Origin of the sequence: Herbidospora galbida, assembly GCF_005233835.1 — a bacterium.
GTDB lineage: Bacteria > Actinomycetota > Actinomycetes > Streptosporangiales > Streptosporangiaceae > Herbidospora > Herbidospora galbida.
In genome coordinates this window covers 1-15,579 of the sequence record NZ_SZQA01000012.1, presented here as the reverse complement: position 1 = coordinate 15,579, position 15,579 = coordinate 1, and the positions used below count along the sequence as shown (strand labels likewise).

Annotated in this window: 15 protein-coding genes and 1 pseudogene; 9 read left to right on the top strand and 7 right to left on the bottom strand. The window is 70.5% G+C overall.

Translation table 11 applies throughout. The annotated features are described in order from the left end of the window. Positions 1–5 precede the first annotated feature (5 nt). Positions 6–1,772 carry a bifunctional metallophosphatase/5'-nucleotidase gene (locus tag FDA94_RS14330; protein WP_137247559.1) on the top strand — a complete coding sequence of 589 codons (1,767 nt, stop codon included), beginning with the start codon at positions 6–8 and terminating at the stop codon, positions 1,770–1,772. On the opposite strand, the gene FDA94_RS14325 is transcribed toward FDA94_RS14330, so the two are convergent. Genes FDA94_RS14325 through FDA94_RS14315 form a run of 3 tightly spaced genes read right to left on the bottom strand, consistent with a single transcriptional unit; the run spans position 1,769 to position 3,752 of the window. Then, the gene (locus FDA94_RS14325; protein WP_137247558.1) at positions 1,769–1,960 is read right to left on the bottom strand and encodes a ferredoxin; all 192 of its coding nucleotides are present in this window, start codon (positions 1,958–1,960) and stop codon (positions 1,769–1,771) included. The two genes, FDA94_RS14330 and FDA94_RS14325, sit on opposite strands and share 4 nt — an antisense overlap. After that, on the bottom strand, positions 1,957–2,541 hold the full coding sequence (locus FDA94_RS14320; RefSeq protein WP_137247557.1) for a TetR/AcrR family transcriptional regulator: 585 nt from the start codon (positions 2,539–2,541) through the stop codon (positions 1,957–1,959). The genes FDA94_RS14325 and FDA94_RS14320 overlap by 4 nt, the downstream gene beginning before the upstream one ends. Continuing rightward, on the bottom strand, positions 2,538–3,752 hold the full coding sequence (locus FDA94_RS14315) for a cytochrome P450 (protein WP_137247556.1): 1,215 nt from the start codon (positions 3,750–3,752) through the stop codon (positions 2,538–2,540). The genes FDA94_RS14320 and FDA94_RS14315 overlap by 4 nt, the downstream gene beginning before the upstream one ends. 159 nt (positions 3,753–3,911) lie before the next feature. Here FDA94_RS14315 and FDA94_RS14310 point away from each other — a divergent pair, with 159 nt between their 5' ends. The 6 genes from FDA94_RS14310 (at position 3,912) to FDA94_RS14295 (ending at position 9,152) form a co-directional block, all read left to right on the top strand. After that, a complete protein-coding gene (locus FDA94_RS14310) occupies positions 3,912–5,159 on the top strand; it encodes a ThuA domain-containing protein (RefSeq protein ID WP_137247555.1) in 1,248 nt (415 codons plus the stop codon). 46 nt (positions 5,160–5,205) lie between these two features. Beyond that, complete coding sequence (locus FDA94_RS14305; protein WP_137247554.1) at positions 5,206–5,748, top strand: type 1 glutamine amidotransferase domain-containing protein; 543 nt, start codon at positions 5,206–5,208, stop codon at positions 5,746–5,748. A gap of 89 nt (positions 5,749–5,837) precedes the next feature. Continuing rightward, entirely contained in the window at positions 5,838–7,997 is a 2,160-nt protein-coding gene (locus FDA94_RS14300; protein WP_137247553.1) for a peptidase domain-containing ABC transporter, read from the top strand. A 31-nt stretch (positions 7,998–8,028) separates the two neighbouring features. Next, entirely contained in the window at positions 8,029–8,160 is a 132-nt protein-coding gene (locus FDA94_RS41115) for a hypothetical protein (RefSeq protein WP_268903607.1), read from the top strand. Positions 8,161–8,282: 122 nt separating this feature from the next. Next, a complete protein-coding gene (locus FDA94_RS41110; RefSeq protein ID WP_268903605.1) occupies positions 8,283–8,414 on the top strand; it encodes a hypothetical protein in 132 nt (43 codons plus the stop codon). A gap of 90 nt (positions 8,415–8,504) precedes the next feature. After that, positions 8,505–9,152, top strand: a complete 648-nt coding sequence (locus FDA94_RS14295; protein WP_137247552.1) for an HAD family hydrolase — start codon at positions 8,505–8,507, stop codon at positions 9,150–9,152. Here FDA94_RS14295 and FDA94_RS14290 read toward each other — a convergent pair. The 3 genes from FDA94_RS14290 to FDA94_RS14280 are packed head-to-tail and all read right to left on the bottom strand — an operon-like array spanning position 9,149 to position 13,278. Further along, a complete protein-coding gene (locus FDA94_RS14290; protein WP_137247551.1) occupies positions 9,149–10,126 on the bottom strand; it encodes a hypothetical protein in 978 nt (325 codons plus the stop codon). The two genes, FDA94_RS14295 and FDA94_RS14290, sit on opposite strands and share 4 nt — an antisense overlap. Then, positions 10,113–10,595 (bottom strand): SigE family RNA polymerase sigma factor, encoded by a 483-nt coding sequence (locus FDA94_RS14285; RefSeq protein WP_137247550.1) that lies wholly within the window; start codon positions 10,593–10,595, stop codon positions 10,113–10,115. The genes FDA94_RS14290 and FDA94_RS14285 overlap by 14 nt, the downstream gene beginning before the upstream one ends. Before the next feature lie 4 nt (positions 10,596–10,599). Further along, positions 10,600–13,278 carry an FAD-binding and (Fe-S)-binding domain-containing protein gene (locus FDA94_RS14280; RefSeq protein WP_137247549.1) on the bottom strand — a complete coding sequence of 893 codons (2,679 nt, stop codon included), beginning with the start codon at positions 13,276–13,278 and terminating at the stop codon, positions 10,600–10,602. A gap of 59 nt (positions 13,279–13,337) precedes the next feature. Here FDA94_RS14280 and FDA94_RS14275 point away from each other — a divergent pair, with 59 nt between their 5' ends. Together FDA94_RS14275 and lysA are read left to right on the top strand one after the other, a co-directional pair. Then, the gene (locus FDA94_RS14275; RefSeq protein ID WP_137247548.1) at positions 13,338–13,718 is read left to right on the top strand and encodes a VOC family protein; all 381 of its coding nucleotides are present in this window, start codon (positions 13,338–13,340) and stop codon (positions 13,716–13,718) included. A gap of 63 nt (positions 13,719–13,781) precedes the next feature. Further along, positions 13,782–14,984 carry a diaminopimelate decarboxylase gene (gene lysA / locus FDA94_RS14270; RefSeq protein WP_137247547.1) on the top strand — a complete coding sequence of 401 codons (1,203 nt, stop codon included), beginning with the start codon at positions 13,782–13,784 and terminating at the stop codon, positions 14,982–14,984. A gap of 52 nt (positions 14,985–15,036) precedes the next feature. Here the strand turns inward: lysA and FDA94_RS41105 are convergent. Further along, positions 15,037–15,579, bottom strand: a pseudogene (locus FDA94_RS41105) (hypothetical protein); the annotation flags it as partial.

Below are 15,579 nucleotides of genomic sequence, written 5' to 3'. Positions count from 1 at the left end.
GTGCCATGTCCTCCTTAACAGCACGGGCCCTCGGCGCGATCACCCTCGCCGCCGTGGCCCTCGCACCCGCCGTCCCGGCGAACGCCGACCGTGATCTCGAAGTCAAGGTCACGGTCATGGCCAGTTCCGACATCCACGGAAACGCCCTCAACTGGGACTATTTCAAGAACGCCGAATACGACGACAGCGCCCACAACGACGTCGGCCTGGCCAAGATCTCCACCCTGGTCAACCAGATCCGCGCGGACCGGGGCAAGGACCGGACCCTGCTGTTCGACTCGGGCGACACCATCCAGGGCACGCCGCTGGCCTACTACTACGCCAAGGTCGAGCCGATCACCGAGACCCGTGAGACCCACCCGATCGCCAAGGCCATGAACGCCATCGGGTACGACGCCGTGACCCTCGGCAACCACGAGTTCAACTACGGCATCCCCCTGCTGGCCAGGTGGGTCAAGCAGATGAAGGCGCCGGTGCTGGCCGCCAACGCCGTGTCGGTGAAAGACGGCAAGCCCGCCTACGAGCCCTACATCATCAAGACGATGAAGGTCCGGGGCGTGGAGAGCCCGATCAAGGTCGGTGTGCTCGGGCTGACCAACCCGGGCAGCGCCATCTGGGACAAGGCCAACGTCGAGGGCCGGCTGAAGTTCCTCGACCTGGTCGAGACGGCCAAGAAGTATGTGCCGATCATGCGTGGCAAGGGGGCCGACGTCGTGCTCGTCACGGCGCACGCCGGTGACAACGGCCTGTCGTCCTACGGCACGGAGCTTCCGGTCGAGAACGCCTCGGCGATGGTCGCCGAGCAGGTGCCGGGCATCGACGCCGTCCTGTTCGGGCACGCCCACAACGACGTCCCGCAACGGTTCGTGACCAACAAGGTCACCGGCGAGCAGGTGCTGCTGACCGAGCCGGGGCGCTGGGGACAGCGTCTGTCGGTCGTCGACTTCACCCTCACCAAGATCCGGAGAGGCTGGGAGGTCACCGCGAAGGCCTCGACCACGCTGAACGCCAACACCGTCCCCGAGGACCCTAAGATCGTCGAGCTGATGAAGGAACAGCACGAGACCACGGTCGGCTACGTCAACCAGGTCGTCGCGCAGTCGAAGGAGCAGCTCTCGGCGGCGGAGTCCCCCTACAAGGACACCCCGATCCTCGACTACATCCAGAAGGTCCAGACCGACGTCGTCACCCAGGCCATCGCGGGCACGCCCGACGCCGGGCTGCCGGTGCTGTCGATCGCGGCGCCGTTCAGCCGGACCGCGGTCTTCCCCGCCGGGCCGGTGAGCGTGCGTGACATGGCCGGCCTGTACGTCTACGACAACACCCTGCTCGGCATCAAGCTGACCGGGGCCCAGGTCAAGGACTTCCTGGAGTACTCCGCCAAGTACTTCGCCCAGGTCGCCCCCGGCGCGCCGATCGACCTGCGGGCGCTGACCAACGCGAACGGCACCCCCGACTACAACTACGACCAGCTCTCCGGCGTCGACTACGACGTCGACGTCTCGCAGCCGGTCGGGTCGCGCATCGTCGGCCTCAGTTACAACGGCTCCCCGGTCGCCGCCGACCAGCAGTTCGTGGTGGCCATCAACAACTACCGCCAGTCGGGCGGCGGCGGCTTCCCGCACGTCACCACGGCCCCCGTGGTCTACAACGGGCAGGTGGAGATCCGCCAGGCGCTGATCGACGCCGCCACCGCCTCGGGCACCATCGACCCGGCGACCTTCGCCGACGTCAACTGGAAGCTCGTGCGCGCGGGCGTGCCCGTTTTCTAGGACAGGCTGATCGCCGAGCACGGGCAGTGGTCGGCGGCGTCCTCGACGGCATCGTGCAGGTCCTCCGCCGGTTCGGGCTGGAGGAGCAGCACGGTGCCGTCTTCGTCGTTCTGGTCGAACACCTCGGGGGCGATCAGCGCGCACTGCCCCGACGAGCAGCACCGCTCCCGGTCCACGGTGACGATCACGGAAGTCTCCTTTCCAGGCCGGCGGCCAGCAGGCCGATGACCTCTTCGGTCTGTTCGCGCAGGGCGGCGTGGTCGGCGGGCTGGTCGAGCCATCTCTCCAGGACCACCCGCATCGCCGTCAGAGCCGTGGCCGCGCACACCGCCGGGTAGAGATCGTCCGGGGAGAGCCCGAGCCGGTCGGCGATGGCCTCGGCCAGGGCCTTCTCGCGGGTGGCGTAGACGGCCAGGCGCTGCGGCAGCAGCGAGGGGGCCCGGACGATCAGCCGCAGCGCCTCGGTGTCGCTGACGGCCATCACGTGGGCGACCGCCTCGCGCAGCGCCCGTAACACCGGCTCGTCGCGGGGACGGCCGCGGAACTCGCCGATCAGCGCGTCGGCCTCGGCGGCCACGGCCGCGACCATCGCCTCCTCCTTGCTGGAGAAGTAGTTGAAGAAGGTGCGTACCGCGATGTCGGTCTCGGCGGCGATCTGCTCCACGGTCACGTGTTCCACGCCGTGGCGCAGGGCCAGCCGCAGGGCCGTCTCCCGGAGGGCGGCCCTGGTCGCCAGCTTCTTGCGCTCACGCCGGCCGACCACGGTCATGACCAGGTCACCGGCAGCGAGTGGACGCCGAAGATGAGCATCTCCTCGCGCAGCGGCACCTGCTCGGCCGGTACGGCCAGGCGCAGGTTCGGCAGTCTCGTGATCAGCTCGCCCAGGCCTGCCTTCATCTCGACCCGGGCCAGCTGCTGGCCGAGGCACTGGTGGATGCCGTGGCCGAAGGCCAGGTGGGAGACGCGGGGACGGCTCAGGTCGAGGCGGTCGGGGTCGTCCCAGTGGGCCGGGTCGCGATTGGCCTCGGGCGTGGCGATGATCACGGTGGCGCCGGCGGGGATGGTCACGTCACCTATTGTCAGGTCCTCGGTCGCGACCCGGCTGACCCCCATCTGGATGATCGACAGGAACCGCAGGAGCTCCTCGATCGCGGTGTCGAGCAGCGCCGGCTCCGCCCGCAGCCGCGCCAGCTCGCCGGGGTTCTCCAGCAGCGCGAACGTGCTCAGCGCGAGCATGTTGGCGGTGGTCTCGTGGCCCGCGCCGAGCAGCACCAGCGCGACGTCGACGAGCTGGTTGTCGGGCAGGTCGAGCAGGCCCGACAGCATGTCGTCGCCCGGCGCGGCCCGCTTCGCCGCGACCAGTTCCCTGATGTACGTGTAGAGCTCCAGCCCCGCCCGCGCCCGCTCGTCGGGCGGGGTGGCGGAGTTGAGCGCGACGGCGGTGTTCCGCTGGAACCGGTCGCGGTCGCCGTAGTCGACGCCGAGCATCTCGCAGATGACCAGCGACGGGATGGGCAGCGCGTAGGCGGGCACCAGGTCGGCCTCGGTGCCGGCGGCCTTCATGGCCTCGATGTGGTCGACGGCGATCTCCCGGACGCGCTCTTCGAGGGCGCGCATCCGGCGGACGGTGAACTGGCCGGTCAGCAGCTTGCGGAGCCGGGTGTGCTCGGGCGGGTCCATGAACACGAACATGCCGTCGTCGCGGGTCTCGACCTGCTGCGGCTCGGCGCCGGTGGCGGCGTCGGGGTGGCGGACCCGGTCGGAGCTGAAGCGGGTGTCGGCGAGCACCGCGCGGGCCTCCTCGATGCCGGTGACCAGCCACGCCTCGGCGCCGTTGGCGAGCCGGAGGGGCTGGACCGCGCCCTGGCCGCGGCGCCTGGTCAGCCCGGCGGGCGGGTCGAACGGGCAGGCGCCGCGCTCCACCAGCTCGGGGGGCAGCAGGCGGCGCAGTTCCGTCGGGGTCTGTGCTGCGGATGTCATGTCCACTGACCTACCCAGTCAACTTGCACAGTATGCATCGATGCATGACGTGCAATTTTCCAGATCATTGACAGGTGTGGTCATTTGTTAGGAAACTTTCTTAAGAAAACTGGCCCGCGGCGCCGGCGGCCACCCCCCACGGTTCAAGGCAGGTATCCCGTGAAACGTCTCTTCGCCTCCTTACTCGGCCTCGTACTGCTCGCCGTGCTGAGCCCGCCCGCGCAGGCCGCGCCGTTCAAGGTGCTCGCCTTCTACAACGGCACGTGGGACGCCGCCCACATCGACTTCACCAAGGACGCCAAGGAGTGGTTCCCGTCGGCCGCGGCCCAGAACGGGTTCACCTGGGAGGCGACGACCGACTGGTCGAGGCTCAGCTCCTCGACGATCTCGCAGTACAAGGTCGTCATGTTCCTCGACGACGCCCCGCCCGCCAGTCAGCGGCAGGCGTTCCAGAACTACATGAACAACGGCGGGGCCTGGCTGGGCTTCCACGTCAGCGCCTTCACCACCGACCCCAACTCGTGGAGCTGGTACTACAACACCTTCCTCGGGTCGGGGGCCTTCGCCACCAACACCTGGGGGCCGACGGCCGAGACGCTGAAGATCGAGAACCGCAACCACCCGTCGACGGCCGGGCTGCCCGCCACGATCCAGTCGTCGGTCAGCGAGTGGTACTCGTGGAGCCGTGACCTGCGCCAGAACCCCGACATCAGCATCCTGGCCTCGATCGACACCTCCAGCTTCCCGGTCGGCACCGACCCCAACCAGCAGTGGCGCGGCGGGTTCTACCCGATCATGTGGACGAACACGAAGTACAAGATGCTCTACACCAACTTCGGCCACAACGGCATGAACTACTCCACCAACACCCGCACCTCCTCGACCTTCGCGAGCGCCCAGCAGAACCAGTGGCTCATCCAGGGCATCCGCTGGCTGGCCGGCGAGGGCGGCACCACCCCGCCGCCCACCGGGACCATCTCCCCCACGACCTGGTACACGGTCGTGAACGAGAACAGCGCCAAGTGCGTCGACGCCCGCGCGGCCGGCACGGTCAACGGCACCGCGATCCAGCAGTACACCTGCAACGGCACCGCCGCCCAGCGCTACCAGTTCACCCCGACCAGCGACGGCTACTACCGGATCTCCGGCCAGGGCAACCCGGCCCAGGCCCTCGACGTGACCAACGTCTCGGTCGCCGACAACGCCCCCATCCAGACCTGGACCTACGGCGGCGGCAACAACCAGCAGTGGCTCCCGGTCGCCGAGGGCGACGGCTACTACCACTTCGTGAACCGGGGCAGCGGCAAGTGCCTCGACGTCCCGGCGGCCTCGACGGCCAACTCGGTGCAGCTGGTCCAGTACGCCTGCAACGGCACGGCCGCCCAGTCGTTCCGGTTGGTCGCGTAAGGACTGGGCAGGGGAAGAGTCCACTCAGCTCAGAGGGGAGACTGACATGCTCGAAGGCAAGACCATCGCCTTCCTCGCCGCACCGGCCGGCGTAGAGCAGGTGGAGCTCACCGAACCCTGGAAAGCGGTCAAGGACGCCGGTGGGACGCCGAAGCTGATCTCCACGGAGGAAGGGGAGATCCAGGCGTTCGATCACCTCGACAAGGGAGACAGGTTCCCGATCGACGCCACCGTCGGCCAGGCCCGCGCGGCCGACTTCGACGGGCTGGTACTGCCCGGCGGGGTCGCCAACCCCGACTTCCTGCGGATGGATCCGAAGGCGGTCAGGTTCGTGCGCGACTTCTTCGACATGGGCAAGCCGGTCGCGGCGATCTGTCACGCACCGTGGACGCTGATCGAGGCCGACGTCGTACGGGGCCGCACGATGACCTCGTGGCCGAGCCTGCGGACCGACCTGCGCAACGCCGGGGCGACCTGGCAGGACAAGGAGGTCGTGGTCTGCCATGAGGCGCCGTCGACCCTGGTCACCAGCCGTATGCCGGATGACCTGAAGGCCTTCTGCGAGGCCACGCTCGACGCCTTCGCCTGATCGATCCACCCTGAGGACCCGGCGGGAATCGCCGGGTCCTCAAATCATGGACAAGTGCCGTCCAAGTCGGCCCTGCCACGATCCCGAAAGTGAACGTGAGAGTACCGGTCCGCCTGCAGTCGGGCCTGGCCGAATGCGGGGCCGCCTGTCTGGCCATGGTGCTGAGCCACCACGGGCGCCACACCGGGGTCCGTGAGGTGTCCGAGCAGTGCGGGGTCGGCCGCGACGGCCTCTCGGCGCTGGCGATCGTGAAGGCGGCGCGCGGCTACGGGCTCACCGCGACCGCGTACAAGGCCGAGACCGTCACCGACGCGCCCCTCCCCGCGGTCGCCCACTGGCGGCGCAACCACTTCGTGGTCGTCGAGCGGCAGAGCGCCCGGCACGTCGACGTCGTCGACCCGGCGGCCGGCCGCCGCAGGCTGACCCGGGAGGAGTTCGCCGAGGGCTACTCGGGGGTGCTGCTCACCTTCGAGCCGGGCGAGACGTTCCAGCCCAGGAAACGGGCGAGGCGGACGTGGGTCGGCCCGCTCGCCAGAACCGCGCTGCAGAAAGGGCTCATCGCGCGGATTCTGCTGGCGTCGCTGCTGCTCCAGATCCTCGGGCTGGGGGTGCAGACGTTCTCGGGGATCCTGGTCGACGGGGTGCTCCCCACGAAGGACTCCGCGCTGCTGGTCTCCCTGGGGGTGGCGCTCGCGGTCGCGGGCGTCGTCCACCTCGGGCTCACCTACCTGCGCGCGGCGACCGTGCTCAAGCTCAGGCTGCGGGCCGACCGGCTGCTGACGACGGAGGTGGTCGGCCACCTGTTCCGGCTCCCCTACCGCTACTTCGCCACCCGGGGCGCCGGGGATCTGGCCCAGCGCAGCGCCAGCGTGGGCCGGTTGCGGCAGCTCATCTCCGGGCCGATCACGACGGCGCTGCTCGACGGGCCGCTCGCGATCGGTTACGTGACGATCGTGCTGCTGTCGTCGGTGCCGCTGGGGCTGTGCCTGCTCGCCCTGGCGTCCGTCCAGGCCGTGCTGCTGCTCCTCACCAAGCGGCGGCGGGCCGACCTGAACCTGGCGGCGCTGTCGGCGCAGGTCCAGACGCAGGGACAGCTCATGGAGGCCATCAAGGGGGTGGAGATCCTCAAGGCCGGGGCCATCGAGGACGCCGCGCTGAGCCGCTGGTCGCAGCTGTTCCTCGACCAGCTGAAGGCCGACGGGCGGCAGGGCCGGATGGAGAACCTGGTCACCTCGGTCCTCGACAGCATGCGGCTGGCCGCCCCGGCGGCGCTGCTCTGGACGGGCGGCTGGGAGGTGCTGGCCGGCCGGCCCCTCGGCCAGACGCTGACGCTGGTCGCCCTGGCGGGCGCGGCCCTGACGCCGATCCTGTCGCTGGTGGGGACGGTCCGCATCCTCCAGGAGGCGGGCACCCACCTCGAACGGCTGGCCGACATCCTGGAGTTCACCCCCGAGCCCTACGGCGAGGTCCAGGTCGGCCACCTGCGCGGGCAGATCGAACTGCGCGACGTGTCGTTCCGGCACTCCCCCAACGGGCCGTGGATCCTGTGGAAGGTCTCGCTGACCATCGGCCGGGGCCAGAAGATCGCCCTCGTCGGCGGGAGCGGCTCGGGCAAGAGCACCCTCGCGCGCGTCATGGTCGGCCTGTACGAACCCACCTTCGGCGCCGTCAGCTACGACTCGGTCCGGATGGAGGCCCTCCAGCGCTCCTCCCTGCGGCGCAACTTCGGGGTGGTCACCCAGGAGGCCCACCTGTTCACCGGCACCATCAGGGAGAACATCGCCCTGGGCCGGCCGGGGGCCACGCCGCAGGAGATCGTGCGGGCGGCGAAGACGGCCTGCGTACACGACGAGATCATGGCGATGCCCATGGGCTACGAGACCAACCTGTCGGAGGGCATGGGCCTGTCGGGCGGGCAGAAACAGCGGCTGGCGCTGGCCAGGGCGGTGCTCGGGCGGCCCAAGGTGCTGCTGTTCGACGAGGCCACCAGCCACCTCGACACGGTCACCGAGGCCGCCATCGAGCGCAACCTCGCCGCCCTCACCCAGACCCGCATCGTGATCGCCCACCGGCTCAGCACGGTCCGCGACGCCGACCTGATCGCCGTCATCGACGAGGGCCGCGTCGTCGAGCAGGGCACCCACGACGAGCTGCTGGAACTCGACGGCCACTACGCGCGGCTGGTGGCGCACCAAGAAAACACACCAAGAAGTACCAAGATCCCACCAAGCGTCGCTTGCGACTCTTGATTCGCAAGGTTCACGAACGAAGGGGGTTGTCATGAACAACTTCGAGAACACCGCGAGCGAGCTCACCGAGACCGAACTCGCCGACGTCACCGGCGGTCTGCCCTGGAACTACGACTGGGCGAACTACGACTGGCGCGACGCCGTGATCGAGGCGCTGCCGTAACCACGCAGCCGTAGCCACAAGGTGACGACTTGGAGATCGCTCGCATCCACGCACAAGTGATCGCCAAGTGCTTCCTGGGACCTTGGTTCCGCAAGGTTCACGAAACGAAAGAGGGGGTTGTCATGAACAACTTCGAGAGCACCGCCCAGGAGCTCGCCGACACCGAACTCGCCGACGTCACCGGCGGCATGTGGGCGAACTACGACTGGATGAACTACGACTGGCGCGACGCCGTGATCGACGCCCTGCCGTAGCCAGGTGTGGGAAGGGGGCCGTCCTCGCTGATTTGAGGCAGACTCACAGCGCGAGCCGGCGGCCCCCTTCTTCCATGTCAGGCTGTACGCATGATCGAAGCAGTCGTTTTCGACCTCGACGGAGTCGTCATCGACTCCGAGCCCGTCTGGGAAGAGGTACGCCGGGGTGTCGTCGCCGAGTTCGGCGGCACGTGGATGCCGGACACCCAGAAGCGCCTGATGGGCATGAGCACCCCCGAGTGGGCCGACTACCTGACCGGCGAGCTGGGGGTCTGGCTGTCGCCCGACGAGACCGCCGCGACGGTGATCGAGCGGATGGCCGAGCGCTACCGCGACCACCTGCCCCTGCTCCCGCACGCCGCGGCGACCATGCGCGCCATCGCCGACCAGTGGCCCATCGGGGTGGCCAGCTCCTCCCCGGCCGTGCTGATCGACACCGTGCTGGCCGCGCTCGACGTGGACGTCCGGGTGGCGATCTCCACCGAGACCATGAAGCGCGGCAAGCCCGCCCCCGACGTCTATCTGGCCGTCGTCGAGCGGCTCGGGGTCACCCCCGAGCGGTGTGTCGCGGTCGAGGACTCCAGCAACGGCCTGCGGTCGGCCGCGGCGGCCGGGCTGATCGTGGTCGCGGTGCCGCAGGAGGCCTACCCGCCCGACGACGACGCGCTGGCCGGGGCGTCGCTGGTGCTGACCGGCCTGGCCGAGCTCACGCCCGAAGCGGTGGCGCGGCTGGCCTAGTGGCGGGCCAGGCCGGGGATGACGACACCGGCGTCGCGCGGGTACTCGCCGACGAGCCTCTCCTCCCTGCCGATCTCGTAGAGGCGCTGGACCCGGTCTCCGGGCTCTACCACGACGTATCCGGCCACGGTCGGGCCCACCGCGTAGCGGCCGTCCGGGATGCGCAGATAGGCGTCGGCCCGCCCGTCGGGGCTGAACATCTGGATGACGGTCTCCTCGCCGTACTCGTGGAGGTAGAGCTGGTCGCCCCGGGACTGGATCCACAGTCCGTGGTCGTCGTCGGCGAACAGGCCGGTCTGGGCACGGAAGACGACCGGGCGCCCGGCGACGGTCAGGGTGAGCTCGTCGGTGACCTTCTGGGGCGGCTGGAGGATCAGCTCGCCGCCGCCGGTCAGACCGACGATCTCGGTGCCCTCCGGGACGGCCGGTCGGGTCATCCGGCCGGTGCGCAGGTCGACGTCGAGGTAGTGGGAGACGTCGCCGTCCCGGTGGTGGGCCAGGATGATCCGGCTGGAGTCCGCCGCCCAGACCCAGGGGCCGTAGACGCCGCCCGGTTCGGCGGGGAGCCGGAGGTTGGGGCCGCCGAGCAGGTCGCCCAGCTCGTAGCCGCCTCTTTCGGGGATGCCGAGCCAGCGGCCGTCAGGGGAGATGGTGTAGTTGCCGGGCGGGTGGACCGTGTCGACCCCGATCTCGAAGTCACGGCCGTCGGTCAGCCGCAGCATGGTCGGGCAGCCGACACGACAGGTCGAGTAGACCGAATGGGCCCGCACGCCGGAATGCGGCGGCTCGCGGAGGACCGGCGCCGCCTCCGGCTGGGGGCGCAGCCACGTGAACAGGGCGATCACCGTGACCGCGACGGCCACGGCGCTCCAGCGGGTGGCCCGGCGGCGTCCGGCGGTGTCGATGGCCCGGTCGGGGTCGCCGTAGTCGCGGGCGTCGTCGGCGAGGTCCAGATAGGCCTCACGCGGGTTCATGGATGCCTGCCTTCCGCAGCCGCTTCAGGGCGTCGTGCGTGTGCCGTTTGACCGTGCCGACCGAGCAGCCGAGCCGGGCGGCGATCTGCGCCTCGGGCAGGTCTTCGTAGAAGCGCAGGTAGAGGACGATGCGCTGCTTCGCGGTGAGGGTGGTCAGGGCGTGCCGGAGCACGATCTTCAGCTCGGTGTCGGGCGGGGGCGCGGCGGTCTCAGGGGGTTCGGAGGTCGGGAAGAAGACCAGGCTGCGGTGCCGGTGCCAGGTCCGTAACTGATTGATCATGATCGTCTTCAGGTACGCCTCGGGGTCGTCGGCGGCCGAGACCCGCCGCCATTTGGCCGCCGCCTTGGCCAGGGTCTCCTGCATGAGGTCCTCGGCCTTGGCGTGGTCGCCGGTGAGCAGGAAGGCGGCGCGCGAAAGAGCGCGACCGCGCACGGCCACGAACTTCCGGAATCCCTCCGCGTCATACATCGACCTAAGGACTCCGCCCGGGGCCGGAAGGTTGAGACGCCAGGAACTCCGCCAGGTGGACGGCGTGGATTCCGGTGCCGTGCTCGATCTGGGTGCGGCAGCTGAAGCCGTCGGCGACGACCCGGGCCTGCGGTTCCGCGCGCAGGGCCGGGAAGAGCGCCTGCTCGGCGACGGCCATCGACAGGTCGTAGTGGCCGGGTTCGAAGCCGAAGTTCCCGGCCAGGCCGCAGCAGCCCGCGTCGAGCCGGGTGACGTCGGCGCCGGTTCTGCGCAGGACGCGCAGGTCCGCGTCGGCGCCCATGATCGCATGCTGGTGGCAGTGGGGCTGGGTGACGACCCGTCCGGGGAGATGGGGCGGGTCGACGTCGTGGTCGTCGAGGAGTTCGGCCAGGGTCCGGGTGCGGTCGGCCAGCCTTCTGACGTCGGGGTCGCCGGGGAGGAGCTCGGGGGCGTCCGACCGGAGGACGGCCGTACAGGAGGGTTCGAGGCCGACGAACGGGATGCCGGCGTCGAGGTCGTCACGGAGGATCCGCGCGGTTCTGCGCAGGACGTGCCTGGCCACGCCGAGCTGGCCGGTGGAGATCCAGGTGAGGCCGCAGCAGATGGGGGCGCGCGGGAGGCGTACCGAGAAACCGGCCCGGGAGAGCACCCGGGTGGCGGCGACCGCGACGCGGGGGGTGAAGTTGTCGGTGAAGGTGTCCGGGAGCAGCAGGACCTCGGGGCCGCGCTTCGGGGCGCGGAAGGTGTCGCTGAACCGCACCCGGGCCGGTCGCGGCAGCGGGCGTTCGGTCGTCAGGCCGGGGACCCGGGGAAGCCGCAGCAGCAGGGGGAACCGCGCCCACAGCGGGAGCCAGCCGAGAGCGTAGTGGGACAAAGGGCGGATCCGGCCCTTGTAGTGGTGGTGCAGGAACTCGGCCTTGTAGGTGGCCATGTCGACGTGGACGGGGCAGTCGGAGCGGCAGCCCTTGCACGACAGGCAGAGGTCGAGGGCGTCCTTGACCTCCTCCGACCGCCAGCCGCCGGTGATCACGTCGCCTTGGAGCATCTCGTACAGGAGCCTGGCCCTGCCCCGGGTCGAGTGGTTCTCGTCGCGGGTGACGCGGAAGCTGGGGCACATCACGCCGCCGGTGTCGCGGCGGCACTCGCCGACCCCGGCGCAGGACGTCGTCTCGGCGGCGAAGCCGTCGCGGAAGGCGAAGACGGTCTGCACCTCGGGCGGGCGGGGCTTGAGGTGGTCGTCGAGCCGGTCGGGGTCGATCAGGCGGCCGGGGTTCATCCGGTTCCGGGGGTCGAAGAGCCGCTTGAAGCGGACGAACGCCGTCATGACCTCGTCGCCGAACATCCTCGGCCACAGCTCGCCCCTGGCCAGGCCGTCGCCGTGCTCGCCGGAGAACGAGCCGCCGTAGGAGACGACCAGGTCGGCGGCCTCCTCGACGAAGGCGCGGTAGTCGGCGCGGCGGAACGGGATCCGGGTGTGGACGCAGCCGTGCCCGAAGTGGCCGTAGAGGGACGACGCGCCGTAGCCGTGGTCCTCCTGGAGGCGCCGCAGGTCGCGGAGGTACTCGCCGAGGCGTTCGGGCGGGACGGCCGAGTCCTCCCAGCCGGGCCAGGCGTCGCCCGCAGTGGCGCCGACGGCCGCCTCGCGGATGGCGGCGACGGAGGCGACGTCGTTCGTGACGACCGGCCGGACGCCCAGGTCGGCGGCCATGGCGCGGGCCAGCGCGGCGGCCTCCTCCGGGGTGTCGGCGCCGAACTGGACGACCAGCCAGCCGCCGCCCTTGGGGAGCCGGTCGATGGCGTCCAGGTTGAGGCGGCGGGCGCGCTCGTAGGCGATGAGGCGGTCGTCCATGCCCTCCAGGGCGATCGGGCCGTAGGGCGCGATCGACGGGGCGGCGTCGGCGGCCTCGAAGACGTCGCGGAACCCCAGGATCGCCACCGCTCCCGCCTTCGGCCGGGGCACCATCTTCAGGCGGGCGCGGAGCACGGTGACCAGGGTCGACTCCGAGCCGACCAGGGCTTTGGCCAGGTCGCGGCCGTTCTCGGGGAGGAGGGCGTCGAGGCCGTAGCCGGAGACGCGGCGCGGGATCTTCGGGAACCGGGCCCTGATCGCGTCCCCGTGGTCGGCGGCGATGGCGTCGACGGCCGTGCGCAGCGTCTCGGGCGGGCGGGAGGTCCAGAAGCGGGCGCCCTCGTAGGTGAGGACCTCCAGGTCGAGGACGTTGTCGGAGGTCTTTCCGTAGGCCTGCGCGGTCGCGCCGCAGGCGTCGTTGCCGATCATGCCGCCGATGGTGCAGTGGTTGTGGGTGGCCGGTTTCGGGCCGAACATCAGGCCGCCGCGGGAGAGGTCGTCGAGGACCGTGCCGGGTTCGGTGACGACGGTGCCGTCGCCCTCGTCCAGGAAGCGGGTGCAGTACTTCGACCAGTCGACGACCACGGCGGTGTTGCAGCACTGGCCGGCCAGGCTGGTGCCGCCGCCCCGCGACAGCACGGGCACGTCGTGGTCGGCGCAGATCTCCACCGCCAGGGCGGCGTCCTCGATCGTTCTCGGTACGACCACACCGATCGGCACCTCGCGATAGTTCGAGGCGTCGGTCGAATAGGCCGCCCTGGTCCCCCGGTCGAATCGGACCTCGCCGTCGACGTGGGCGCGCAGGGCGTCGTGGAGGCGGTCGAAGAGCGCCATGAACACGCCCCTTGCCCGGGCGGGGTAGGTCCATACGACTTTCCGGGCAAAAGTACGCCATGACAGTCATTCCGACGATTCGCTATCACGACGCCGACAAGGCCCTGGCGTGGCTGACCGCCGTCCTGGGGTTCACCTCGCCGGAGGTCTACCGCTCCGACGACGGCGTGGTCGTCCACGCCCAGCTCAGCCGGGGGAACGGCATGGTCATGCTGGGTTCCGTCGGCCACGGGCTCGACGTGGTGACCGGGCCCGCCAGCACCTACGTCGTGGTCGACGACCTGGAGGTCGACGCCCTGTACGAGATCGCGAAGGCGGCCGGTGTGGAGGTGATCCGGGAACTGCGGTCGGAGGACTACGGCGGGCGGGGATACACGATCCGCGACCCCGAAGGGCACGTGTGGAGCGTGGGGAGTTACGACCCCGTCAATACGGCGTAGGGAATACGCGAGAACGACATATAGATCCCGATTTAGGGCTTTATAGGTGCTTAGTGTCGTTTTATGGATTTGGCTGATATCGCCCGTCGATTCGGGACCCCCGCGTACGTCGTGGACGAGGACGCCGTCCGGGCCCGCTGCCGCGACTACCTCGCCGCGCTGCCGTCCGTCACGGTGGCCTACGCCGGGAAGGCGTTCCTCACACAGGCCATGGCGTCGTGGGTGGCCGAAGAAGGGCTCTCCCTGGACGTCTGCTCCGGCGGAGAGCTCACCCTCGCCCGGTCGGTCGGGTTCCCGGAGTCACGGATCATCTTCCACGGCAACGCCAAGACCCCTGCCGAACTGCGCGACGCCGTCGGGGTCGGGCGCGTCGTCATCGACAACGTGGCCGAGATCCACCGGCTGGCCGCGCTGGTGCCCGTGGGGCTGCGACAGGACGTCTACCTGCGGGTCACGCCCGGGATCGAGGCCGGGGGCCACGCGGCGATCCGCACCGGTTCGGAGGGGCAGAAGTTCGGGATCCCGCTGACTGAGCTCTCCGACGCCGTCGGGCGGGTGCTGAGCCAGCCCGAGCTGCGGCTGGCCGGGCTGCACTGCCACATCGGGTCGCAGATCACCTCGGTCGCGCCGTTCGAGGAGGCGGCCAAGGTCATGGTCGACCAGCTGGCCATGGTCCGGGAGCGGTTCGCGACCACGGTGCCCGAACTCGACCTCGGCGGCGGGCACGGCGTCGCCTACCTCGACGACGAGCACGGCCTCGACCTGGGCCACTTCGGGACCGCCGTGCCGAAGGTGGTCGCCGAACGGTGCCGGCGGCTGCGGGTGCCCGAACCCCGCCTGGTGGTCGAGCCCGGACGGGCCGTCGTGGCCGCCGCCGGGGTGACCCTCTACCGGGTGATCTCGGTCAAGCGGCAGGGCGGGCGGACCTTCGTCGCGGTCGACGGCGGGATGAGCGACAACCCCCGGCCGGCCCTCTACGGAGCGCGCTACTCGGTCGCGGTGCCCGGACGCTCCGGGGAGCCGGTGACGATCGTGGGGCGGCACTGCGAGGCCGGCGACGTGATCGCCGAGAACGTGGCCGCCGGGGACGCCCGGCCCGGTGATCTGGTGGTCGTGCGGGTGACCGGGGCCTACCACCACGCGATGGGGTCGTCGTACAACCTGACCTGCCGTCCTCCGGTGGTCGCCGTGCGGGGCGGGACGGCGCGGCTGATCGTCCGGCGTGAGGAGCCCGCCGACCTGATGCGGCGCGACGTCGGCCGCTGACGGCCAAACGCCGTCCCGCATGAGGCGGGACGGCGTTTCACTGTTGTCTGATCTAGAGGGCGGTGACGCAGACCGTCCTCGGGACCAGCACCGCCGGCACAATGCCGCTGTTGAAGACGGTCACGCTCCACGAGAGACCCGACGCGTTCGGGGCCGTGGTGACCACCGGCAGGAAGTTCGGCGCCACCGAGAAGCCGCCGCCCACGGCGCGCTTGCCGAGGGGGCAGATCGCCTCACCGGTGCACTCGGTGGCCGGCGCGCAGGTGACGGACGGACCGAAGACGACCTCGAAGCCCGAAACGCCGGCGAGACCCGGCTCGCCGTTCAGACCGTTCGCACCCGCCGGTCCGACCGGACCAGTCGGGCCGACCGGACCGGCCGGACCCGCCGGGCCCGCGGGACCGGTCGCGCCCAGCGGACCCATCGGACCGGGAACGCCGGGGAACCCGGGCGGTCCGGGAGGGCCGGCCGGACCCATCGGGCCACGCGGACCGCGCGGACCCTTGCAGCACGGGTGCGCACCGGTCGCCGCCCGCTGCGCCTCGGCCTTGGCCTGCTCGGCCTGAGCGGCGGCGGCCGGAGTGGCGGCAGCGGC

Coding starts and splice junctions, on each gene's coding strand:
- FDA94_RS14315 (WP_137247556.1), bottom strand. CDS start 3,752: ATGACATCCGCAGCACAGACCCCGACGGAACTGCGCCGCCTGCTGCCC.
- FDA94_RS14320 (WP_137247557.1), bottom strand. CDS start 2,541: ATGACCGTGGTCGGCCGGCGTGAGCGCAAGAAGCTGGCGACCAGGGCC.
- FDA94_RS14285 (WP_137247550.1), bottom strand. CDS start 10,595: ATGTATGACGCGGAGGGATTCCGGAAGTTCGTGGCCGTGCGCGGTCGC.
- FDA94_RS14275 (WP_137247548.1), top strand. CDS start 13,338: ATGACAGTCATTCCGACGATTCGCTATCACGACGCCGACAAGGCCCTG.
- FDA94_RS14295 (WP_137247552.1), top strand. CDS start 8,505: ATGATCGAAGCAGTCGTTTTCGACCTCGACGGAGTCGTCATCGACTCC.
- FDA94_RS14290 (WP_137247551.1), bottom strand. CDS start 10,126: ATGAACCCGCGTGAGGCCTATCTGGACCTCGCCGACGACGCCCGCGAC.
- FDA94_RS41110 (WP_268903605.1), top strand. CDS start 8,283: ATGAACAACTTCGAGAGCACCGCCCAGGAGCTCGCCGACACCGAACTC.
- FDA94_RS41115 (WP_268903607.1), top strand. CDS start 8,029: ATGAACAACTTCGAGAACACCGCGAGCGAGCTCACCGAGACCGAACTC.
- FDA94_RS14330 (WP_137247559.1), top strand. CDS start 6: ATGTCCTCCTTAACAGCACGGGCCCTCGGCGCGATCACCCTCGCCGCC.
- lysA (WP_137247547.1), top strand. CDS start 13,782: ATGGATTTGGCTGATATCGCCCGTCGATTCGGGACCCCCGCGTACGTC.
- FDA94_RS14280 (WP_137247549.1), bottom strand. CDS start 13,278: ATGGCGCTCTTCGACCGCCTCCACGACGCCCTGCGCGCCCACGTCGAC.
- FDA94_RS14305 (WP_137247554.1), top strand. CDS start 5,206: ATGCTCGAAGGCAAGACCATCGCCTTCCTCGCCGCACCGGCCGGCGTA.